The following is a 16,095-nucleotide window of genomic DNA, read 5'->3' on the forward strand; positions in this document are numbered from 1 at the left end:
ACTGACAGACCATGACAGCCACCGCCCCGCACTTCGGGCCGCCCCCGTCCGTATCCGCCATACGCCGGCCGCTCGCCAAGGCCGGACTCCTCGCCGCTCTGGTCGGCGTGGTGTTCGGTCTGCTGCTGGCGGTCGCGGGTCCCGCGTCGGCTCACGCCGCGCTCACCGGGAGCGATCCGCAGGACGGGGCGGTGGTCGACACCGCACCCAAACAGGTCACGCTGACCTTCTCCGAGCAGGTCGCCGTGGGCGAGGGCTCCATCCGGATCCTGGACCCGAACGGCAAGCGCGCCGACACCGAGGCCGCCCCGCTCGATCTGCACAGCGGCTCCACCGTGAAATACGGCGTCGCCCTGCACACCGGTCTGCCCGACGGCACGTACACCGTCGCCTGGCAGGCCGTCTCCGCCGACAGCCATCCGGTCTCCGGCGCCTTCACCTTCTCCATCGGCGCCCCCTCCGAGACCACCGTCGCCCTCCCGGAGAGCAAGGCCGGGGGCGGTCTCGTCGGCACGCTCTACGACATCGCGCGCTACGCCGCGTACGCCGGCTTCATCGTGCTCGCCGGCGGCGCCGCCTTCGTGCTGGCCTGCTGGCAGCGCGGGGCGGGCGCGCGCCCGCTGCAACGCCTCGTGGTGCGCGGCTGGATGACCCTCACCGCGGCCACCCTCGCCATGCTGCTGCTGCGCAACCCGTACACCGGTTCCGGGAAGCTCGCGGACGCCTTCGACCTCGACGGGCTGAAGGCGGTCCTCGACACCAAGCCCGGCGCCGCACTCGTCTCGCGGCTGCTGCTGCTCGGTGCCAGTGCGCTGTTCATCGCCGTGCTGTTCGGGGCCTACGCGAAGCGCGAGGACGAGCGCGAGAAGAAGGACCTCACCTTCGGCCTCGCCATCGGCGGCGCGGTCATCGCCGCCGGGATCGCCGGGACCTGGGCCCTCGCCGAGCACGCGTCGACCGGTATCCAGCCGGGGATCGCCATGCCGGTCGATGTCCTCCATCTGCTGGCCGTAGCGACCTGGCTGGGCGGACTCGCGGCCCTGCTGGTCGCGCTGTACCGCACCCCCGATGTCACCGCCGACGCCGTACGGCGCTTCTCCCGGATCGCGTTCGGCAGTGTCCTCGTGGTCGCCGCCACCGGGATCTACCAGTCCTGGCGCCAGCTCGGCTCATGGTCCGCGCTGACCGGCACCGGGTACGGGCAGCTGCTGCTCGTGAAGGTGGGGCTCGTCGCGGTCCTCGTCGGCGTCGCATCGGTCTCACGCCGGTGGACGGCGCGGCTGGCGGCCGGCGGGGTCGCGGTCGCGGCCCCGGAGGCTGGGACCGAGGCAGCACCCGAAGCAGGCACACCCGCAGCCGAAGCCGCGCCCGACCCGGAGCCGGAGCCGGACCTGATGTCGCAGGACCCGGCGTCGCAAGATCCCACCTCGCAGGACCCGGCGCGGGCCGTCCAGCTCGCCCGCCAGAAGGCCGCCGTGGCAACCGCCGAGAGGAAGCGGGTGCGTGATGCCGACCCCGACCGCTCCGGCCTCCGCCGCTCGGTGCTGGCCGAAGTCGGCGTCGCGGTGGCTCTGCTGGCGGTGACCACCATCCTGACCTCGACCGAGCCCGGCCGTACCGAGGAGGAGGCGGCCCGTGCGTCGAGCGCTGCCGCCGCCCCCGCGGCAAGCGGTCCCGTCAACCTCACGCTGCCCTTCGACACCGGCGGCGAGAACGGCAAGGGCACGCTCCGGGTGGACATCGACCCGGGCCGTACCGGGACCAATGTGCTCCACCTCTGGATCGAGGACGTCAACGGAAAGGCCATGGACGTCCCCGAGGTGAAGGTCGCCCTCACCCTGAAGTCCAAGGACATCGGCCCGCTTCCGGTGGTCCCGGTCCGGCTGACCGAGGGGCACTGGACATCCACCGGCGTCCAGATCCCGATAGCGGGCAACTGGAACGTCTCGGCGACCGTACGGACGTCGGACATCGACCAGACCACGGTCGACAAGAACGTGAAGATCGGCTGAGCAGGATCGTGAGCGGAAACAGTTCAAACAGCGCGGACAACGCAACCAAAACCAGCGCCGACAACGGCACCGGTTCACACCCCGGGAACAAGAGGGCCGGCGAAGATGCCGTGCCCGTGACCACCGGCGCCCTCTCCCGGCGGCGGCTGCTCGGCTCGGCGGGTGTGGCAGGGGCCGCCGGGCTGGTGCTCGGGGCGGCCGGCGGTGCGACCGGCTACGCCGCGACACGGGACAAGGCGCCGACCGCGCTGACCTCCGTCGGCTCCTCAGAGGTGATGTTTCACGGGAAACATCAGCCGGGGATCACCACCCCGCTTCAGGCGAGCGGCCATCTCATCGCCTTCGACCTGGTCCCCGGCGCCGGCCGGAAGGAGGCGGCCGCCCTGATGCGCCGCTGGTCAGCCGCCGCGCGGCGGCTGATGGCGGGCGAGCCCACCGCCGGTGGCGCGGCGGACGGCACGGGGCACGACACCGGCATCGCGCTGGATGCCGGTCCGTCCTCACTGACCGTCACCTTCGGCTTCGGCGCCACCTTCTTCGAACGCACGGGCCTGGTCGGCCGCCGGCCACCGGGACTCGACCCGCTGCCGCCGTTCTCCGCCGACCACCTCGACACCACCCGCTCCAACGGCGACCTCTGGGTGCAGATCGGCGCCGACGACGCTCTCGTCGCGTTCCACGCGCTGCGAGCCGTACAGAAGGAGGCCGCTTCGACGGCCACCGTGCGCTGGCAGATGAACGGCTTCAACCGCACACCCGGCGCCACCGCCAAGCCGATGACCGCCCGCAACCTGATGGGCCAGATCGACGGCACCGGTAATCCGAAACCGGCCGACACCGACTTCGACCAGCGCGTCTTCATCCCGTCCGGCGCCGACGAAGCGACGTACGAATGGCTGGCCGGCGGCTCGTACGCGGTCGTCCGGCGGATCAGGATGCTGCTCGACGACTGGGAGAAGCTCCCGGTGGAGCGCCAGGAACGGGTCATCGGCCGACGCAAGGCGGACGGCGCCCCCCTGAGCGGCGGCACCGAGACCACCGACATGGATCTCGACAAGGCGGGCCCCGACGGCAAGCTGCTGATCCCCGACAACGCCCACGCCCGGATCTCCTCCCCCGAGCGCAACAGCGGAGCGGCCATGCTCCGCCGCCCGTTCTCGTACCACGACGGCATCGCCGCGGACGGCACCCCGGACGCCGGACTGCTGTTCATCTGCTGGCAGGCGGATCCGCTGCGGGGCTTCGTACCGGTGCAGCGCAAACTCGACCGGGGAGACGCCCTCTCGCCCTTCCTCCGCCACGAGGCGAGCGGCCTCTTCGCGGTGCCGGGTGGTGCGGCGGCCGGGGAGTACGTGGGACAGCGGTTGCTGGAGTCCTGAGCCACCACGGCGCATTAGGGTGACGGTATGTCCGCCACGCGCTACGCCTATCTCGGTCCCGAAGGCACCTTCACCGAGGTCGCCCTCCGTACGCTCCCGGAAGCCGCCACCCGTGAGCTCGTCCCGATGGTCTCCGTGCCGGCGGCCCTGGACGCGGTGCGCAACGGCACGGCCGCCGCGGCACTCGTCCCGATCGAGAACTCCGTCGAGGGCGGCATCACTACCACCCTCGACCAGCTGACCAGCGGTGAACCGCTGATGATCTACCGCGAGGTGCTGCTCTCCATCACCTTCGCGCTGCTCGTACGCCCCGGTACCAAGCTGTCCGACGTCAAGACGGTCACCGCGCACCCGGCCGCACAGCCGCAGGTACGCAACTGGATGGCCGCCCACCTCCCGCAGGCCGTATGGGAGTCGGCGGCGTCCAACGCGGACGGTGCACGGCTCGTGCAGGAGGGGCGGTACGACGCCGCCTTCGCCGGTGAGTTCGCCGCGGCGACGTACGGGCTCGAACCGCTGGTGACCGAGATCCACGACGCGGAGAACGCCCAGACCCGTTTCGTACTGGTGGGCCGCCCGGCCCGGCCGGCGGCGCCGACCGGTGCGGACAAGACGTCGGTGGTCATCTGGCTGGGCGACGACCATCCCGGTGCGCTGCTCGAACTGCTCCAGGAGTTCGCGGTGCGCGGGGTGAACCTGATGCTGATCCAGTCCCGGCCGACGGGCGCGGGCATCGGGAACTACTGCTTCGCGGTGGACGCCGAGGGCCATATCTCCGACCGCCGGGTGGGCGAGGCGCTGATGGGGCTGAAGCGGATCTGCCCGAACGTCCGTTTCCTCGGCTCGTATCCGCGGGCGGGCGTGACGCCGGCGGACGTACGCCGGCTGCGTCCGGGTACGTCGGACGCGGAGTTCACGGTGGCCTCGGACTGGCTGGCCCGGAACCAGGACGGGCGGGCCTGACGGTTCGCGGCCCGTCGGGCCCCAACGCCCACTCGCCTCACACCCGTACGCCCACGCGTCTCGCCCCGTACGCCCACGCGTCTCGCCCCGTACGACCGCGTGCCCTCGCGCTCCTGCCCTTCCACACGTCCGCCTTTCCGGTGCGATCAGCGGATCATCGGCATCGGAAAAGTTATCCACAGGAGCGAGTCTCGACCTGGGGACAAGTCGACACCGCAATGCGACATGGTCGACAAATCTCCCAGCCCACCCAGATCCGTCCACAGATCAGCAGGACACCCGGTGTCACCTCAATTCCATTGATCAACTCTTTAGGGCGAGGAATTCCCACCCGGACGAGCGTGCTGGGTGGGTTTGAAGCGGGATTCCGTGAGCCTTCACGCCACTTTCGGAATGATCTCCTCCGCGTCCACAGATCTTCCTCACAGCCTGTGGATAACTTTCGAGAACCACCTCTCCCTGTGGACAAGTGGCGGTCAACTCCCCTTCCAGCCAAGGCCGATACGTCAGACCCATGAACCCTTCTGCCCCATTTAGGGGAATAGGGCCTCTTTATTGACGATGGCGTCCAAACGCTCGCCCGGGATTCCTCCCCAGCATTACCAATACCGGCAATTCGGGCAAAGTGACACGCTTGTCCATATCGGTTCGAGCTACGGAAGCCGACACCGGTAGCCTGGAGGGGTGATTGACCTTCGCCTGCTTCGTGAGGACCCCGACCGTGTTCGCGCCTCCCAGCGCGCCCGTGGAGAGGACGTCGAACTCGTCGACGCCCTTCTCTCCGCCGACGAGCGGCGCAGGTCGTCCGGGGTTCGGTTCGACGAACTCCGTTCCGAGCAGAAATCGCTCGGCAAGCTCATCCCGAAGGCCTCCCCTCAGGAGCGCGCCGAGCTCCTGAAGAAGGCCGAGCAGCTCAAGGTCGACGTCAAGGCGGCCGACGCGGCGCAGGACGAGGCCGACGAGGAGGCCAGGAACCTGCTGCTGCGACTCGGCAACATCGTCCACGCGGACGTGCCGGTCGGCGGCGAGGAGGACTTCGTCGTCCTGGAGACGCACGGCACCATCCGCGACTTCGGTGCCGAGGGCTTCGAGCCCAAGGACCACCTGGAACTCGGCGAGGCGCTCGGCGCGATCGACATGGAGCGCGGCGCCAAGGTGTCCGGCTCGCGCTTCTACTACCTGACGGGCGTCGGCGCACTGCTGGAGCTCGCCCTCGTCAACGCGGCGATCGCCCAGGCCACCGAGGCCGGCTTCATCCCGATGCTCACCCCGGCGCTGGTCCGTCCGCGCGCCATGGAGGGCACCGGCTTCCTCGGCCAGGCCGCGGAGAACGTGTACCACCTGGAGAAGGACGACTACTACCTGGTCGGCACCTCCGAGGTACCGCTCGCGGCGTACCACATGGACGAGATCATCGACGCGGACAAGCTGCCGCTGCGCTACGCGGGCTTCTCGCCGTGCTTCCGCCGCGAGGCCGGTACGTACGGCAAGGACACCCGTGGCATCTTCCGGGTGCACCAGTTCGACAAGGTCGAGATGTTCTCGTACGTCGACCCGGCGGACGCCGAGGCCGAGCACCAGCGACTGCTGGACTGGGAGAAGCAGTGGCTCACCGCGCTCGGGCTGCCCTTCCAGGTGATCGATGTCGCCACCGGCGATCTGGGGTCCTCGGCCTCCAGGAAGTTCGACTGCGAGGCGTGGATCCCGACGCAGGGCAAGTACCGCGAGCTGACCTCCGCGTCCAACTGCGACGGTTTCCAGGCCCGCCGGCTGTCCGTCCGGATGCGTGACACCCGCGACGGCAAGAAGGTGCTCCAGCCGCTGTCCACGCTGAACGGCACGCTCTGCGCCGTACCGCGCACCATCGTGGCGATCCTGGAGAACCACCAGCTGGCCGACGGTTCGGTGCGGGTGCCCGAGGTGCTCCGTCCGTACCTGGGCGGGCGTGAGGTTCTGGAGCCGGTCGCCAAGTGACCTTTCCCTACAAGCTCGTCGCGACCGACCTCGACGGCACCCTGCTGCGTGAGGACGACACGGTCTCCGGGCGCACGCGCGAGGCACTGGCCGCGGTCACCGCGGCCGGTGCGGCGCACATCATCGTCACCGGCCGCGCGGTCCCGTGGACCCGGCACATCCTGGACGACCTGGGCTACGAGGGCCTAGCGGTCTGCGGCCAGGGCGCGCAGGTCTACCACGCGGGCGAGCGCAAGCTGCTGACCTCGCTGACCCTGGACCGGCAGCTCGCCGGTCTCGCACTGTCCAAGGTCGAGGCGGAGGTCGGCCCGCTGGCGCTGGCGGCCAGCCGTGACGGGCTGGACGGCGAGGTGCTGGTCGGTCCGGGCTACCGCGTGCAGGAGGGTCCGCTGCCGGCCGTCTTCATACAGGACCCGGCCGAGATGTGGGCGGCCCCGCTCAACAAGGTCTACATCCAGCACCCGGATCTGGACGACGACGCACTGGCGAAGGCCGCGCGAGCGGCGGTCGGCAATCTGGTCGACGTGGTCATGGCCGGCCCCGGGGTCGTGGAGATCCTGCCGCTGGGGCTCAGCAAGGCCACCGGCCTCTCGCTGGCCGCACGCCGGCTGGGGGTGAAGGCGGCGGACACGATCGCCTTTGGTGACATGCCGAACGACATCCCGATGTTCGCCTGGTCGCGGCACGGTGTGGCGATGGCCAACGCGCACGGGGATCTGAAGGCCGTGGCCCACGAGATCACCGCGTCGAACGAGGACGACGGGATCGCCGTGGTGCTGGAGCAGCTGCTCCAGCGGCCTTCGGGGCCGGCTGCCTGAGGCGGAGGATGCGCGGATCGAACGCGCGCGGGGTTTCGGGACCCCGACGACGGCTTAGCAAGCCGCTGCCTTACCACTCGGCCAATCCTCCGGGGGAGGGCGGCCGCGCGCGATGCGCGTGAACGGCCGCCCCGGCGTGCTGCTCGAAGCGGCTCGGCGGAGCAGTCGCTGACTACTCCGCGGCCCGCTCGGGCACGCCCTGCTGGGAGCTCGACGGACTCGGACTTCCGGTCATCGTCGCGCTCCTCTCCCGGTCTGCGGTGTCGTTCCCGGCGGGTGCCGTACTGCCTACTGTGCGGCGCACCCGATGTCCGGTGCCACCCATTTACGGGCGGCGGGTGCCGGGTGGCACCGGACACCGGGGTTCGTCAGCGGCTCCTGTTGCGGCGGCTGAGATCCTTCAGACCGCGCGCGAGCGCGTCCATCCGCCCGTCGAGCCGGACGAGGTCCTCGGACACCCCGCCCAGCCGCACGCTCATGGCACCGATCACCTGCTGCGTGACCTCCAGCCTCCGGTCGAGACTGTCGAGCCGGAACGACATCCGGTTGAGCACCGGCCCCAGCTCCTGGAGGGCGGTACCGACTCCGGCCAGGCAGCTTTCGACCCGGGTGACGCGGTGTTCGAGCGAGGCGTATCCCGCCCGCAGGTCCTGCTCGGCGTCGAGGAGGTACGTACGGACGCAGCGCGCGATGTCGCTGTCGCGAAGAAGCATCGCGACGTTGAGGACGGTCCTGCGGGTGTAGAGCGTGAGCTGCGCGTGTGCCTGTGGATAACTTTCCCCCTGCCTGCCATCCAATAGGGACATCATGTCCCTATTAAAAACGCGCAGGTCAGAGCCGCGCAGCAGCCTGAGACCGTTCTCCTCCATCTCCGCGCGGTGGCGCTGGATCACCTTCTTGACGACCTCTGTGGATACTTCGAAGTAGCGGGCCACGTCCTCCGTGCGGACATGGATTCCGTCCGGGAGCATGACAAGGCTCTTCACCTTGTCGAGAGCGTCGACGCGCTCCATCTGTTCGACGCGCAGCGCGCGCGATTCGAGCAGGGCCACTTCCGTGGGCATGAGCAGGCCTTCCGATCGTGAAAGCGACGGGGGACAGCCCTCTCCCCGGGCTTCAGGGGCGAAGGACGCTCACGGTTGCCACTTGCTCAATGGCCGACCCGGTGGGCGCCGCCCGCAGACGTGTCCCACCGGCATCGGCATTCCCCGAATTCACGAAAGCTCGACGTCACGGATTCCAGTTGCCTCCACGCATCCGGGACAACGAACCGATATCCGTACAGTTACGCGTATTACTGTCCGACATGCGACAACCCCCGTCCGCCCGGACGGGGGTTGTCGCGTCGCAGGCTCGCTGCCCTCACTCCTCGCCGGCGAGCTTCAGGGTGCGCAGCTTCTGGCCCGCGTACCAGGTCGCCGCCACGGTGACCGCGATCAGCAGCACCGTCGCGAGCGGCAGTCCGACGTCGGAGGTGATGGCGCCGCCCCCGCCGACCTTCTCGGCCAGCGCGAGAGACCACTGCTGGACGCTGAGCGTGCGCGCACCGGGGACCAGGCTGCCGAAGAGTGCCTCCCACACCAGCGCGTAGACGAGTCCGAGGACCACCGCGTGCCGGCTGACCGTGCCCAGCAGCAGGAACAGCGCGCTGTAGGCGATCGAGGCGACCAGGGCGGCGATCGTGTAGGCCACCGCGATCTGCTGGCCGTTGCCGTTGAGGATCAGGCCGGCGACCAGGGTCGGCACCGCCGAGAACACCATCGTCACGGCGATGGCCACGATCAGCTTGGTGAAGATGATCGTCGGCCGGGTCACCGGCTTGGCCAGCAGGTAGACGATCGAGCCGTCGTCGATCTCCGGACCGATGGCTCCGGTTCCGGCGATCACGCCGATCAGCGGCACCATGGTGGCGATGGCGAAGCCGCCCAGCACATCCGAGGCGACCTGGTCATCGGCCCCGGCGAACATCCGTACCGCCACCGCGATGATCACCAGCAGTGCGGGCAGGATGAAGAGGATGGCGGCCCGGCGCCGGCCGAGCAGGGCCCGGTAGGTGAGCCGGGCGACTGTGGGGTCGTACATGACGCTTCACAGCTCCTTATCGGCCACTACTCAGGCCGCTACGAGATAGGAAAAGACCGATTCGAGGGATTCGTCGGACGGCGAAACGGTCAGCAGCCGGATGCCCTGCTCGCGTGCCACGTTCGGCAGCAGCGTGGTGAAGCGTCCGAAGTCGACCGCCTGGATGCGCAGGGCCTTCTCGCTCAGGTCCACTTCGATGCCGGCTGTCGACGGGTCGGCGATGAGCGCGGCAGCGAGCGCGCGGTCGTCGCTGGACCGTACGAGGTAGCGGTGCGGGCGGTCCGTCATCAGCCGGCGGATCTTCCGGAAGTCGCCGGACGCGGCGTGCCGTCCGGCCACGATCACCTCGATGTGCGAGGCGAGTTGCTCGACCTCTTCGAGGATGTGGGAGGAGAAGAGGACCGTGCGACCCTCCGCTCCCATCCGTCGCAGCAGTTCCATAAGCTGCATCCGCTGGCGCGGGTCCATTCCGTTGAACGGCTCGTCGAGCAGCAGCACGGACGGGTCGTGGACCAGCGCGGAGGCCATCTTCACGCGCTGGCGCATGCCCTTGCTGTACGTCGAGATCTTGCGGTCCTGCGCGTACTCCATCTGGACCGTGACCAGGGCGGCTGCCGCCTCGGCGTCGCCGAGACCGTGCAGTTCCGCGTTGGCCACCACGAATTCGCGGCCGGTCAGGAAGTCGTACATGCCCTCCCGCTCCGGCACGATGCCGATCTCCCGGTACACGGCTTCGTTGCGCCAGATCACCTTGCCGTCGAGCGTGACGGTACCCGTGGACGGGGCGAGGAATCCGGCCATCATGTTGATCAGCGTGGACTTGCCCGCGCCGTTGGGACCCAGCAGACCGGTGACACCCGGCCCCACGGTCATGCTCACGTCGTTGACGGCGACCACATTGCCGAACCAGCGGGAGGTGTGGTCGATCTCGATGGTGGTCACAGCCCGACCCTCCGGTAGCGGCGCATCAGTACGGCGTACGAGCCGGCGACGAGCGCGAGAACAACGATCAGATAGACCACTCCGGCACCGGCTCCCGGGCCTTCCCCTCCGGGGAAGGCGGAGGTGGCGCCGAGGAACGCGGTCTGCACACCGTCGATCAGGGTGATCGGGGAGAAGAGCCCCAGCCACGGGACGGCTCCGGTGGACCCGGTCGACCAGGCGATGCCCTGGACGGTGGAGACCGCACCGTAGGAGATGGTGAGTACGGCGATCACGGCGGCGACGCCGAAGCCCCGGCGCGGGGTGAGGGCGGCCATCACGAGGCCGAGGCCGGCGAAGAGTACGGACAGCAGAGCCACCGACACCATTCCCTGGGCGAACCACTTGGTCTGGTCGCCGAAGTCGAACTTCCCCAGCAGTGCGCCCGCGTAGAGGATGACGAGCGGCACACCGGTGAGGACGAAGAGTGCGGAGGCCATGGCGGCGAACTTGGCGGCGACGTAGTCGCCCCGTTCGATCGGCCGGGAGAAGTACAGCGGCACGCTCTTGAAACGAAGGTCCCTGGAGACCGACTGCGGTGCCTGCGAGGCAAGGAACAGGCCGATGACCGCCTGGAGATAGATTGCGTACGAGGTGTACTTGACCGGCAGCTTCGTCGAGTCGGGGATGTTGATGGCCACGGCCACGATGATCGCCGCGACCATGCACATCACGCCGAACAGCAGCATGGGCAGCACCTTGGACTTGGCCGAGCGGCCGAGCCCGAAAGTACCGCGCAGGGACTGCGAGTAGAGCGAGCGGCGTGCGTAGGCACGGCCGAGGCGCGGGCCGTCGTAGGCGCGGTAGCCGATGTTGTGGATCCGGGAGGTCTCGCTCCCGGTCGCGACGCCGGTCTCAGTGCTCATCGCTACCGCTCCCCTTCTGCTGTACGGCCCCGACGGCCACGGACGCGGTCTGCGCCGCGGCCTGCGCTGCCGGTGCCTCTTCGGTACGGAAGACCTCGGCGATGTGGTGGCGGCGCTGTTCCATCCGGATGAGGCCGAGCCCGAGGCCGGCGACGCTGTCGCGGACGACGTCGTACGTCTCCTCGCCGGTCGCCTCGATCAGCAGGATGTGACCCGCACCCGGGAGCCCCTCCGTGTCCAGGCCGTCGAAACCCACCAGCTTGATCCCCGCACCCGTGAGGGCGCGGCGCAGCGCGTCGGTGCCGTCGGGGTGGGTGTCGCTGTCGGTGACCTCGACCGCGAGGGTCGTGGTGGTCTGGGTGAAGTCGCTGGTGGAGCTGGAGCGCAGCAGCGCCCCGCCGTCGATGACGACGACGTGGTCGCAGGTGCGTTCCAGTTCGCCCAGGAGGTGCGAGGTGACCAGGACCGAGATGCCGAAGTCGGTGTGCACCCGCCGGATCAGGCCGAGCATCTCGTCGCGGCCGACCGGGTCCAGCCCGTTGGTCGGCTCGTCGAGGAGGACCAGCTGCGGGTCGTGGACCAGGGCCTGGGCCAGCTTCACCCGCTGTTTCATGCCGGTCGAGTAGCCCCCGATGGGGCGGTAGCGCTCCTCGTACAGGCCGACGTGGCGCAGGGTGTCCGCGGTGCGTTCGCGCGCCGCGGTGGGCGGCAGTCCGGACATCCGGGCCATGTGGACGACGAACTCGGTGGCCGAGACGTCGGGCGGCAGGCAGTCGTGTTCGGGCATGTAGCCGACCCGTTCCCGGATGGCGGCGCCGCTGGTCGAGACATCGAGCCCGAGCACCGCGGCCCGGCCCTCGGTGGCGGGAGACAGACCCAGCAGGATCTTGATCAACGTGGACTTGCCGGCTCCGTTGGCGCCCACCAGCCCGGTCACACCGGGGCCGATGTCCAAGGAGAGCCGGTCAAGCGCGGTCACCCGTGGGAACCGCTTGCTCAGGCTTTCGGTCGCAATGACAGTCACGTCATGAACGGTAGTGGCGCGGGCCACACCGGTCGTCAGACCTGGCGGCTGGTTTCTCGTCAGACTCCAGATGTACGGACCCGTAGGGGGACCCCGTGAAGGAGGAGGCCGATGCCCCGGGACTTCGCGGACACGGCCTGGTCCCGGCCGTCGCGCCGGGGTGGTCCGCGGAGTTGTCCACAGGTCCCGCACACCCCTTGACGTAGCCGCCGGACATTGTCACATTCATCAGTGTCACGTTACGGACACGTACCGCACACGGCAGGGAACGGACGGTGGCATGGCCTCGCGAGTGAACGACGAACGGGCCCCGGAGCTACAGGGGTTCAGAGACGTGCAGCGTCTCGCGTACGCCTGCGCGGAAGCGGTCGCCGCCCGTCTGAAGCCGGGGGTGACCGAGCGGGAAGCGGCCCGGATGCAGCGCGAGTGGCTGCGTGAGCGCGGCGTGCGGGACTGGTTCCATCTCCCCTTCGCCTGGTTCGGGGACCGCACGGCGTTCACCGGCTTCAAGGTGCCGCTGCAGTTCTTCCCGACCAACCGGCAGCTGGAGCCGGGGATGCCGTTCATCCTCGACATGGCCCCGGTGTACCGGGGATTCACCGCTGACATCGGCTACTCCGGCTGCCTGGGGCTGAACCCGCTGCACGACAGGCTGCTCGCCGACCTGGAGGTCCATCGCGAGCTGATCCTGCGCGAAGTGCGCGAGCGACGCCCGCTGCGCGAGATCTACGAGGACGTCGAGCGCCTGATGATCAGGCAGGGCTACGCCAACCGGCACCGCGCGTACCCCTTCGGAGTCATCGCCCACAAGGTCGACCGCGTGGCCGAACGGCGTTGGTCGCCGCACGTGTTCGGGTTCGGCACCCAGTCGCTCAAGGGCCTGCTGAGTGATGCGGTCCACGGACACCGGGACGGCTGGTCGCCGCTCTGGAGCCCGTACCGCTTCTCCGACCATCCCCCGCAGCCGGGCCTGTGGGCGGTCGAACCCCATCTCGGATTCCGGGGTACCGGCACGAAGTTCGAGGAGATCCTGGTCGTCACCGACTCACGGGACCCCGAGCAGAGCGCCTTCTGGCTGGACGACGATCTGCCGCACGTGCGGCGCTGGGCCGAGGAGAGGGTGGCGGCATGAGTCTGCGGGATCTGCCGGGGGCGCGCGAGCGCCGGGTGGCCACGGGCGGTATCGAGCTGTGCGTCGTCGAGCTGGGCGAGGCGACGCGTCCGACGATCGTGCTCGTGCACGGCTACCCGGACAGCAAGGAGGTCTGGACGCAGGTCGCCCGGCGACTGGCCGAGCAGTGGCATGTCGTGCTGTACGACGTACGCGGTCACGGCAGTTCGACGGCGCCCGTTCCGCTGCGCGGCGGTTTCACCCTGGAGAAGCTGACCGACGACTTCCTGGCCGTCGTCGACGCGGTGAGCCCGGACCGGCCGGTGCATGTGGTCGGGCACGACTGGGGCTCGGTCCAGGCCTGGGAGTTCGCGACGGTCAGCCGCACCGAGGGCCGCATCGCCTCCTTCACCTCGATGTCCGGCCCCTCCCTGGACCACTTCGGACACTGGATCAAGCAGCGGATGGCCCGGCCCACTCCGCGCCGGGTCGGCCAGTTGCTGGGCCAGGGCGCCAAGTCCTGGTACGTGTACATGCTGCATACCCCGGTCCTGCCGGAGCTCGCCTGGCGCGGCCCGCTCGGCAAGCGGTGGCCAGGCATCCTGGAGCGGCTGGAGAAGGTGCCGCCGGGCGACTACCCGACGGCGTCCCTGCCCGACGACGCGGCGCACGGAGCCTGGCTCTACCGCGACAACGTCCGGACCCGGCTGCGCAGGCCCCGCGCCGACGCCTACGCGCATGTGCCGGTCCAGCTGATCACGCCGACCGGTGACATCTTCCTGTCGGAGCAGCTCTATGACGACCTCGAGTCATGGGTGCCGCGGTTGACCCGCCGCACCCTGCCGGCCAAGCACTGGGTCCCGCGCACCAGGCCGGACCAGCTGGCTTCGTGGATCGCTGAGTTCGCCGCCGCCAACGAGGCGGCTCTGCAGGACGGCGTCCCGGTGCGGGACACCGCGCCGAAGGGTGCGCATGCCGACCGGTTCGGCGGACAGCTCGTCCTGGTGACGGGCGCGGCCGGCGGCATCGGCCGGGCCACCGCCTTCGCCTTCGCGGAGGCGGGCGCCCGGGTGGTGGCCGTGGACCGGGATGCGGACGGTGCGGCCCGAACGGCGGAACTGGCCCGGCTGATCGGCGCCCCGGCCGCCTGGGCGGAGACGGTCGACGTCAGCGACGAACAGGCCATGGAGAAGCTCGCCGAGAAGGTAGCCGCCGAATACGGGATCGTCGACGTGCTGGTCAACAACGCGGGGATCGGGCTGTCCGGCTCGTTCCTGGAGACGACCGCCGAGGACTGGAGACACGTCCTCGACGTCAATCTCTGGGGTGTCATCCACGGCTGCCGACTCTTCGGCAGGCAGATGGCCGAGCGCGGGCAGGGCGGTCACATCGTCAACACGGCCTCCGCTGCCGCGTATCAGCCCTCGCGCGCGCTTCCGGCGTACAGCACGTCGAAGGCCGCCGTGCTGATGCTCAGCGAGTGCCTGCGCGCCGAGCTCGCCGAAAAGTCGATCGGGGTCAGCGCGGTCTGTCCCGGCATCGTCAACACGAACATCACCGCGACCACCCATTTCGCCGGGACCGACGCGGCGGAGGAGCAGCGGCTGCGGAAACGGACGAGCAAGCTGTACGGAGTCCGCAACTACCCGCCGGAGAAGGTCGCCGAGGCGATCCTGCGGGCGGTCGTCCGCAACCAGGCCGTCGTCCCGGTGACGCCGGAGTCCCATGCCGCCCGGTTCCTGTCCCGGCTCAGCCCCGGGACGCTGCGCGGCATCGCCCGGCTGAAGCCGCCGCTGTGAGCGGCCCCGGGCCGTCGGCCGGCCGGGCGGCCGCGGAGTACCGGATCGAGGACCTGGCGCATGCCAGCGGTGCCACGGTCCGCACGATCCGCGCCTACCAGGACCGCGGGCTGCTGCCGACCCCGGAGCGGCGGGGCCGGGCCAATGTGTACCGGGACACCCATCTCGCCCGGCTCCGGCAGATCGCCGATCTGCTCGACCGCGGTTACACGCTGGCCAGCATCAAGGAGTTGCTGGAGGCGTGGGACACGGGCCGCGGCCTCGGCGGGGTGCTCGGGCTCGTCGCCGAGGTGCACGGACCGTGGACCGACGAACGGGCGGACCGGATCACCCGGGCCGAGCTGGACGTGAAGTTCGGCGGCACTCCTGACGAGCAGGCCGTTGCCGAGGCGGTGGACCTCGGCGTGCTCGAACGGATCCCCGGACGGGATGACGAGTTCCTCGTGCCGAGCCCCCAAGAGCTGGCGGTCGCGGTGGAGTTGTACGCGGCGGGTGTTCCGCTCAGCGCAATCTCCGGACATCTGAGGGAGCTTCGGGGCCAGGTCGAGCAGATAGCCTCCCGCTTCCTGGAGTTCACCACGGAGCATGTCTTCGCCCGCTATCTCGGTCATCGGCCTCCGACGGACGCTGACGCGGCCGAGGCCGCCTCGATGGTCCGCAGACTCCGCCCGCTCGCCCAGCAGACGGTGGACGCCGAACTCGCGCGTGCGATGCGGACGTTCGCCACCCGGCACCTGGAGCACCACCTCACCGCCGAGGAAACCTTCACCGCGGGCAGCGCGGCGCGTCCGCCGGTGCCGGTAGCCCTGCCGCCCGGGACAATCACGGCCGTGGAACGGCTGGTTGGCCGCGGGCACATTTCCGCCTTCGTCGCGGCGGCCACTGAACGTGAGGTACAAGCAAGAACATTGGACACACTTGCCTCATCTCACGCCAATGCGGAGCAAATTGACCAAATGGGTTAAATGGCACGGCACTTGTCCACAGAATCGTCAAATTCCCTGTGGATAACTTGAGTTGGCTGTGGATCAAACCTGTGGACAAGAATTACCCGGTGAACGTCGCTACGCCGAAGCCGGCTTCGGC

The 16,095-nt window shown here is 69.5% G+C and carries 13 protein-coding genes and 1 tRNA gene; 8 read left to right on the forward strand and 6 right to left on the reverse strand.

Features of this window, described 5'->3' with window-relative positions; genetic code table 11:
- Nucleotides 1-11 precede the first annotated feature (11 nt).
- The 5 genes from J1C73_RS27165 (at nucleotide 12) to J1C73_RS27185 (ending at nucleotide 7,146) form a co-directional block, all read left to right on the forward strand.
- Nucleotides 12-2,012 (forward strand): copper resistance CopC/CopD family protein, encoded by a 2,001-nt coding sequence (locus J1C73_RS27165; RefSeq protein ID WP_207318703.1) that lies wholly within the window; start codon nucleotides 12-14, stop codon nucleotides 2,010-2,012.
- A gap of 110 nt (nucleotides 2,013-2,122) precedes the next feature.
- Nucleotides 2,123-3,391: an iron uptake transporter deferrochelatase/peroxidase subunit gene (gene efeB / locus J1C73_RS27170; protein WP_207318704.1), complete on the forward strand. Its 1,269-nt coding sequence runs from the start codon at nucleotides 2,123-2,125 to the stop codon at nucleotides 3,389-3,391.
- A 27-nt stretch (nucleotides 3,392-3,418) separates the two neighbouring features.
- On the forward strand, nucleotides 3,419-4,354 hold the full coding sequence (gene pheA / locus J1C73_RS27175) for a prephenate dehydratase (protein ID WP_123460501.1): 936 nt from the start codon (nucleotides 3,419-3,421) through the stop codon (nucleotides 4,352-4,354).
- 684 nt (nucleotides 4,355-5,038) lie between these two features.
- Complete coding sequence (serS, locus tag J1C73_RS27180) at nucleotides 5,039-6,328, forward strand: serine--tRNA ligase (protein WP_123460500.1); 1,290 nt, start codon at nucleotides 5,039-5,041, stop codon at nucleotides 6,326-6,328.
- Complete coding sequence (locus tag J1C73_RS27185; RefSeq protein ID WP_207318705.1) at nucleotides 6,325-7,146, forward strand: HAD family hydrolase; 822 nt, start codon at nucleotides 6,325-6,327, stop codon at nucleotides 7,144-7,146. The genes serS and J1C73_RS27185 overlap by 4 nt, the downstream gene beginning before the upstream one ends.
- 2 nt (nucleotides 7,147-7,148) lie before the next feature.
- On the opposite strand, the gene J1C73_RS27190 is transcribed toward J1C73_RS27185, so the two are convergent.
- The 6 genes from J1C73_RS27190 to J1C73_RS27215 form a co-directional block, all read right to left on the reverse strand.
- Nucleotides 7,149-7,237: transfer RNA gene (locus J1C73_RS27190), tRNA-Ser, on the reverse strand.
- Nucleotides 7,238-7,514: 277 nt separating this feature from the next.
- Nucleotides 7,515-8,210, reverse strand: coding sequence for a hypothetical protein (locus tag J1C73_RS27195; protein ID WP_207318706.1), 696 nt, complete (start codon nucleotides 8,208-8,210; stop codon nucleotides 7,515-7,517).
- A 298-nt stretch (nucleotides 8,211-8,508) separates the two neighbouring features.
- Complete coding sequence (locus tag J1C73_RS27200) at nucleotides 8,509-9,228, reverse strand: ABC transporter permease (RefSeq protein WP_123460497.1); 720 nt, start codon at nucleotides 9,226-9,228, stop codon at nucleotides 8,509-8,511.
- Nucleotides 9,229-9,258: 30 nt separating this feature from the next.
- The gene (locus J1C73_RS27205; RefSeq protein ID WP_207318707.1) at nucleotides 9,259-10,170 is read right to left on the reverse strand and encodes an ABC transporter ATP-binding protein; all 912 of its coding nucleotides are present in this window, start codon (nucleotides 10,168-10,170) and stop codon (nucleotides 9,259-9,261) included.
- Complete coding sequence (locus J1C73_RS27210; RefSeq protein WP_207318708.1) at nucleotides 10,167-11,075, reverse strand: ABC transporter permease; 909 nt, start codon at nucleotides 11,073-11,075, stop codon at nucleotides 10,167-10,169. Before J1C73_RS27210 ends, J1C73_RS27205 begins: the two co-directional genes overlap by 4 nt.
- Nucleotides 11,065-12,099 (reverse strand): ABC transporter ATP-binding protein, encoded by a 1,035-nt coding sequence (locus tag J1C73_RS27215; RefSeq protein ID WP_307797808.1) that lies wholly within the window; start codon nucleotides 12,097-12,099, stop codon nucleotides 11,065-11,067. Before J1C73_RS27215 ends, J1C73_RS27210 begins: the two co-directional genes overlap by 11 nt.
- A gap of 280 nt (nucleotides 12,100-12,379) precedes the next feature.
- Here J1C73_RS27215 and J1C73_RS27220 point away from each other — a divergent pair, with 280 nt between their 5' ends.
- From J1C73_RS27220 to J1C73_RS27230, 3 genes are read left to right on the forward strand one after another with little or no spacing between them, the layout of a single operon-like run.
- The gene (locus J1C73_RS27220) at nucleotides 12,380-13,231 is read left to right on the forward strand and encodes a M24 family metallopeptidase (RefSeq protein ID WP_207318709.1); all 852 of its coding nucleotides are present in this window, start codon (nucleotides 12,380-12,382) and stop codon (nucleotides 13,229-13,231) included.
- The gene (locus J1C73_RS27225) at nucleotides 13,228-15,009 is read left to right on the forward strand and encodes an SDR family oxidoreductase (protein WP_207318710.1); all 1,782 of its coding nucleotides are present in this window, start codon (nucleotides 13,228-13,230) and stop codon (nucleotides 15,007-15,009) included. Before J1C73_RS27220 ends, J1C73_RS27225 begins: the two co-directional genes overlap by 4 nt.
- Entirely contained in the window at nucleotides 15,006-15,974 is a 969-nt protein-coding gene (locus tag J1C73_RS27230) for a MerR family transcriptional regulator (protein WP_207318711.1), read from the forward strand. The genes J1C73_RS27225 and J1C73_RS27230 overlap by 4 nt, the downstream gene beginning before the upstream one ends.
- Nucleotides 15,975-16,095: the final 121 nt, after the last annotated feature.

The organism is Streptomyces laculatispora, from assembly GCF_017353455.1.
Taxonomy (GTDB): domain Bacteria; phylum Actinomycetota; class Actinomycetes; order Streptomycetales; family Streptomycetaceae; genus Streptomyces; species Streptomyces laculatispora.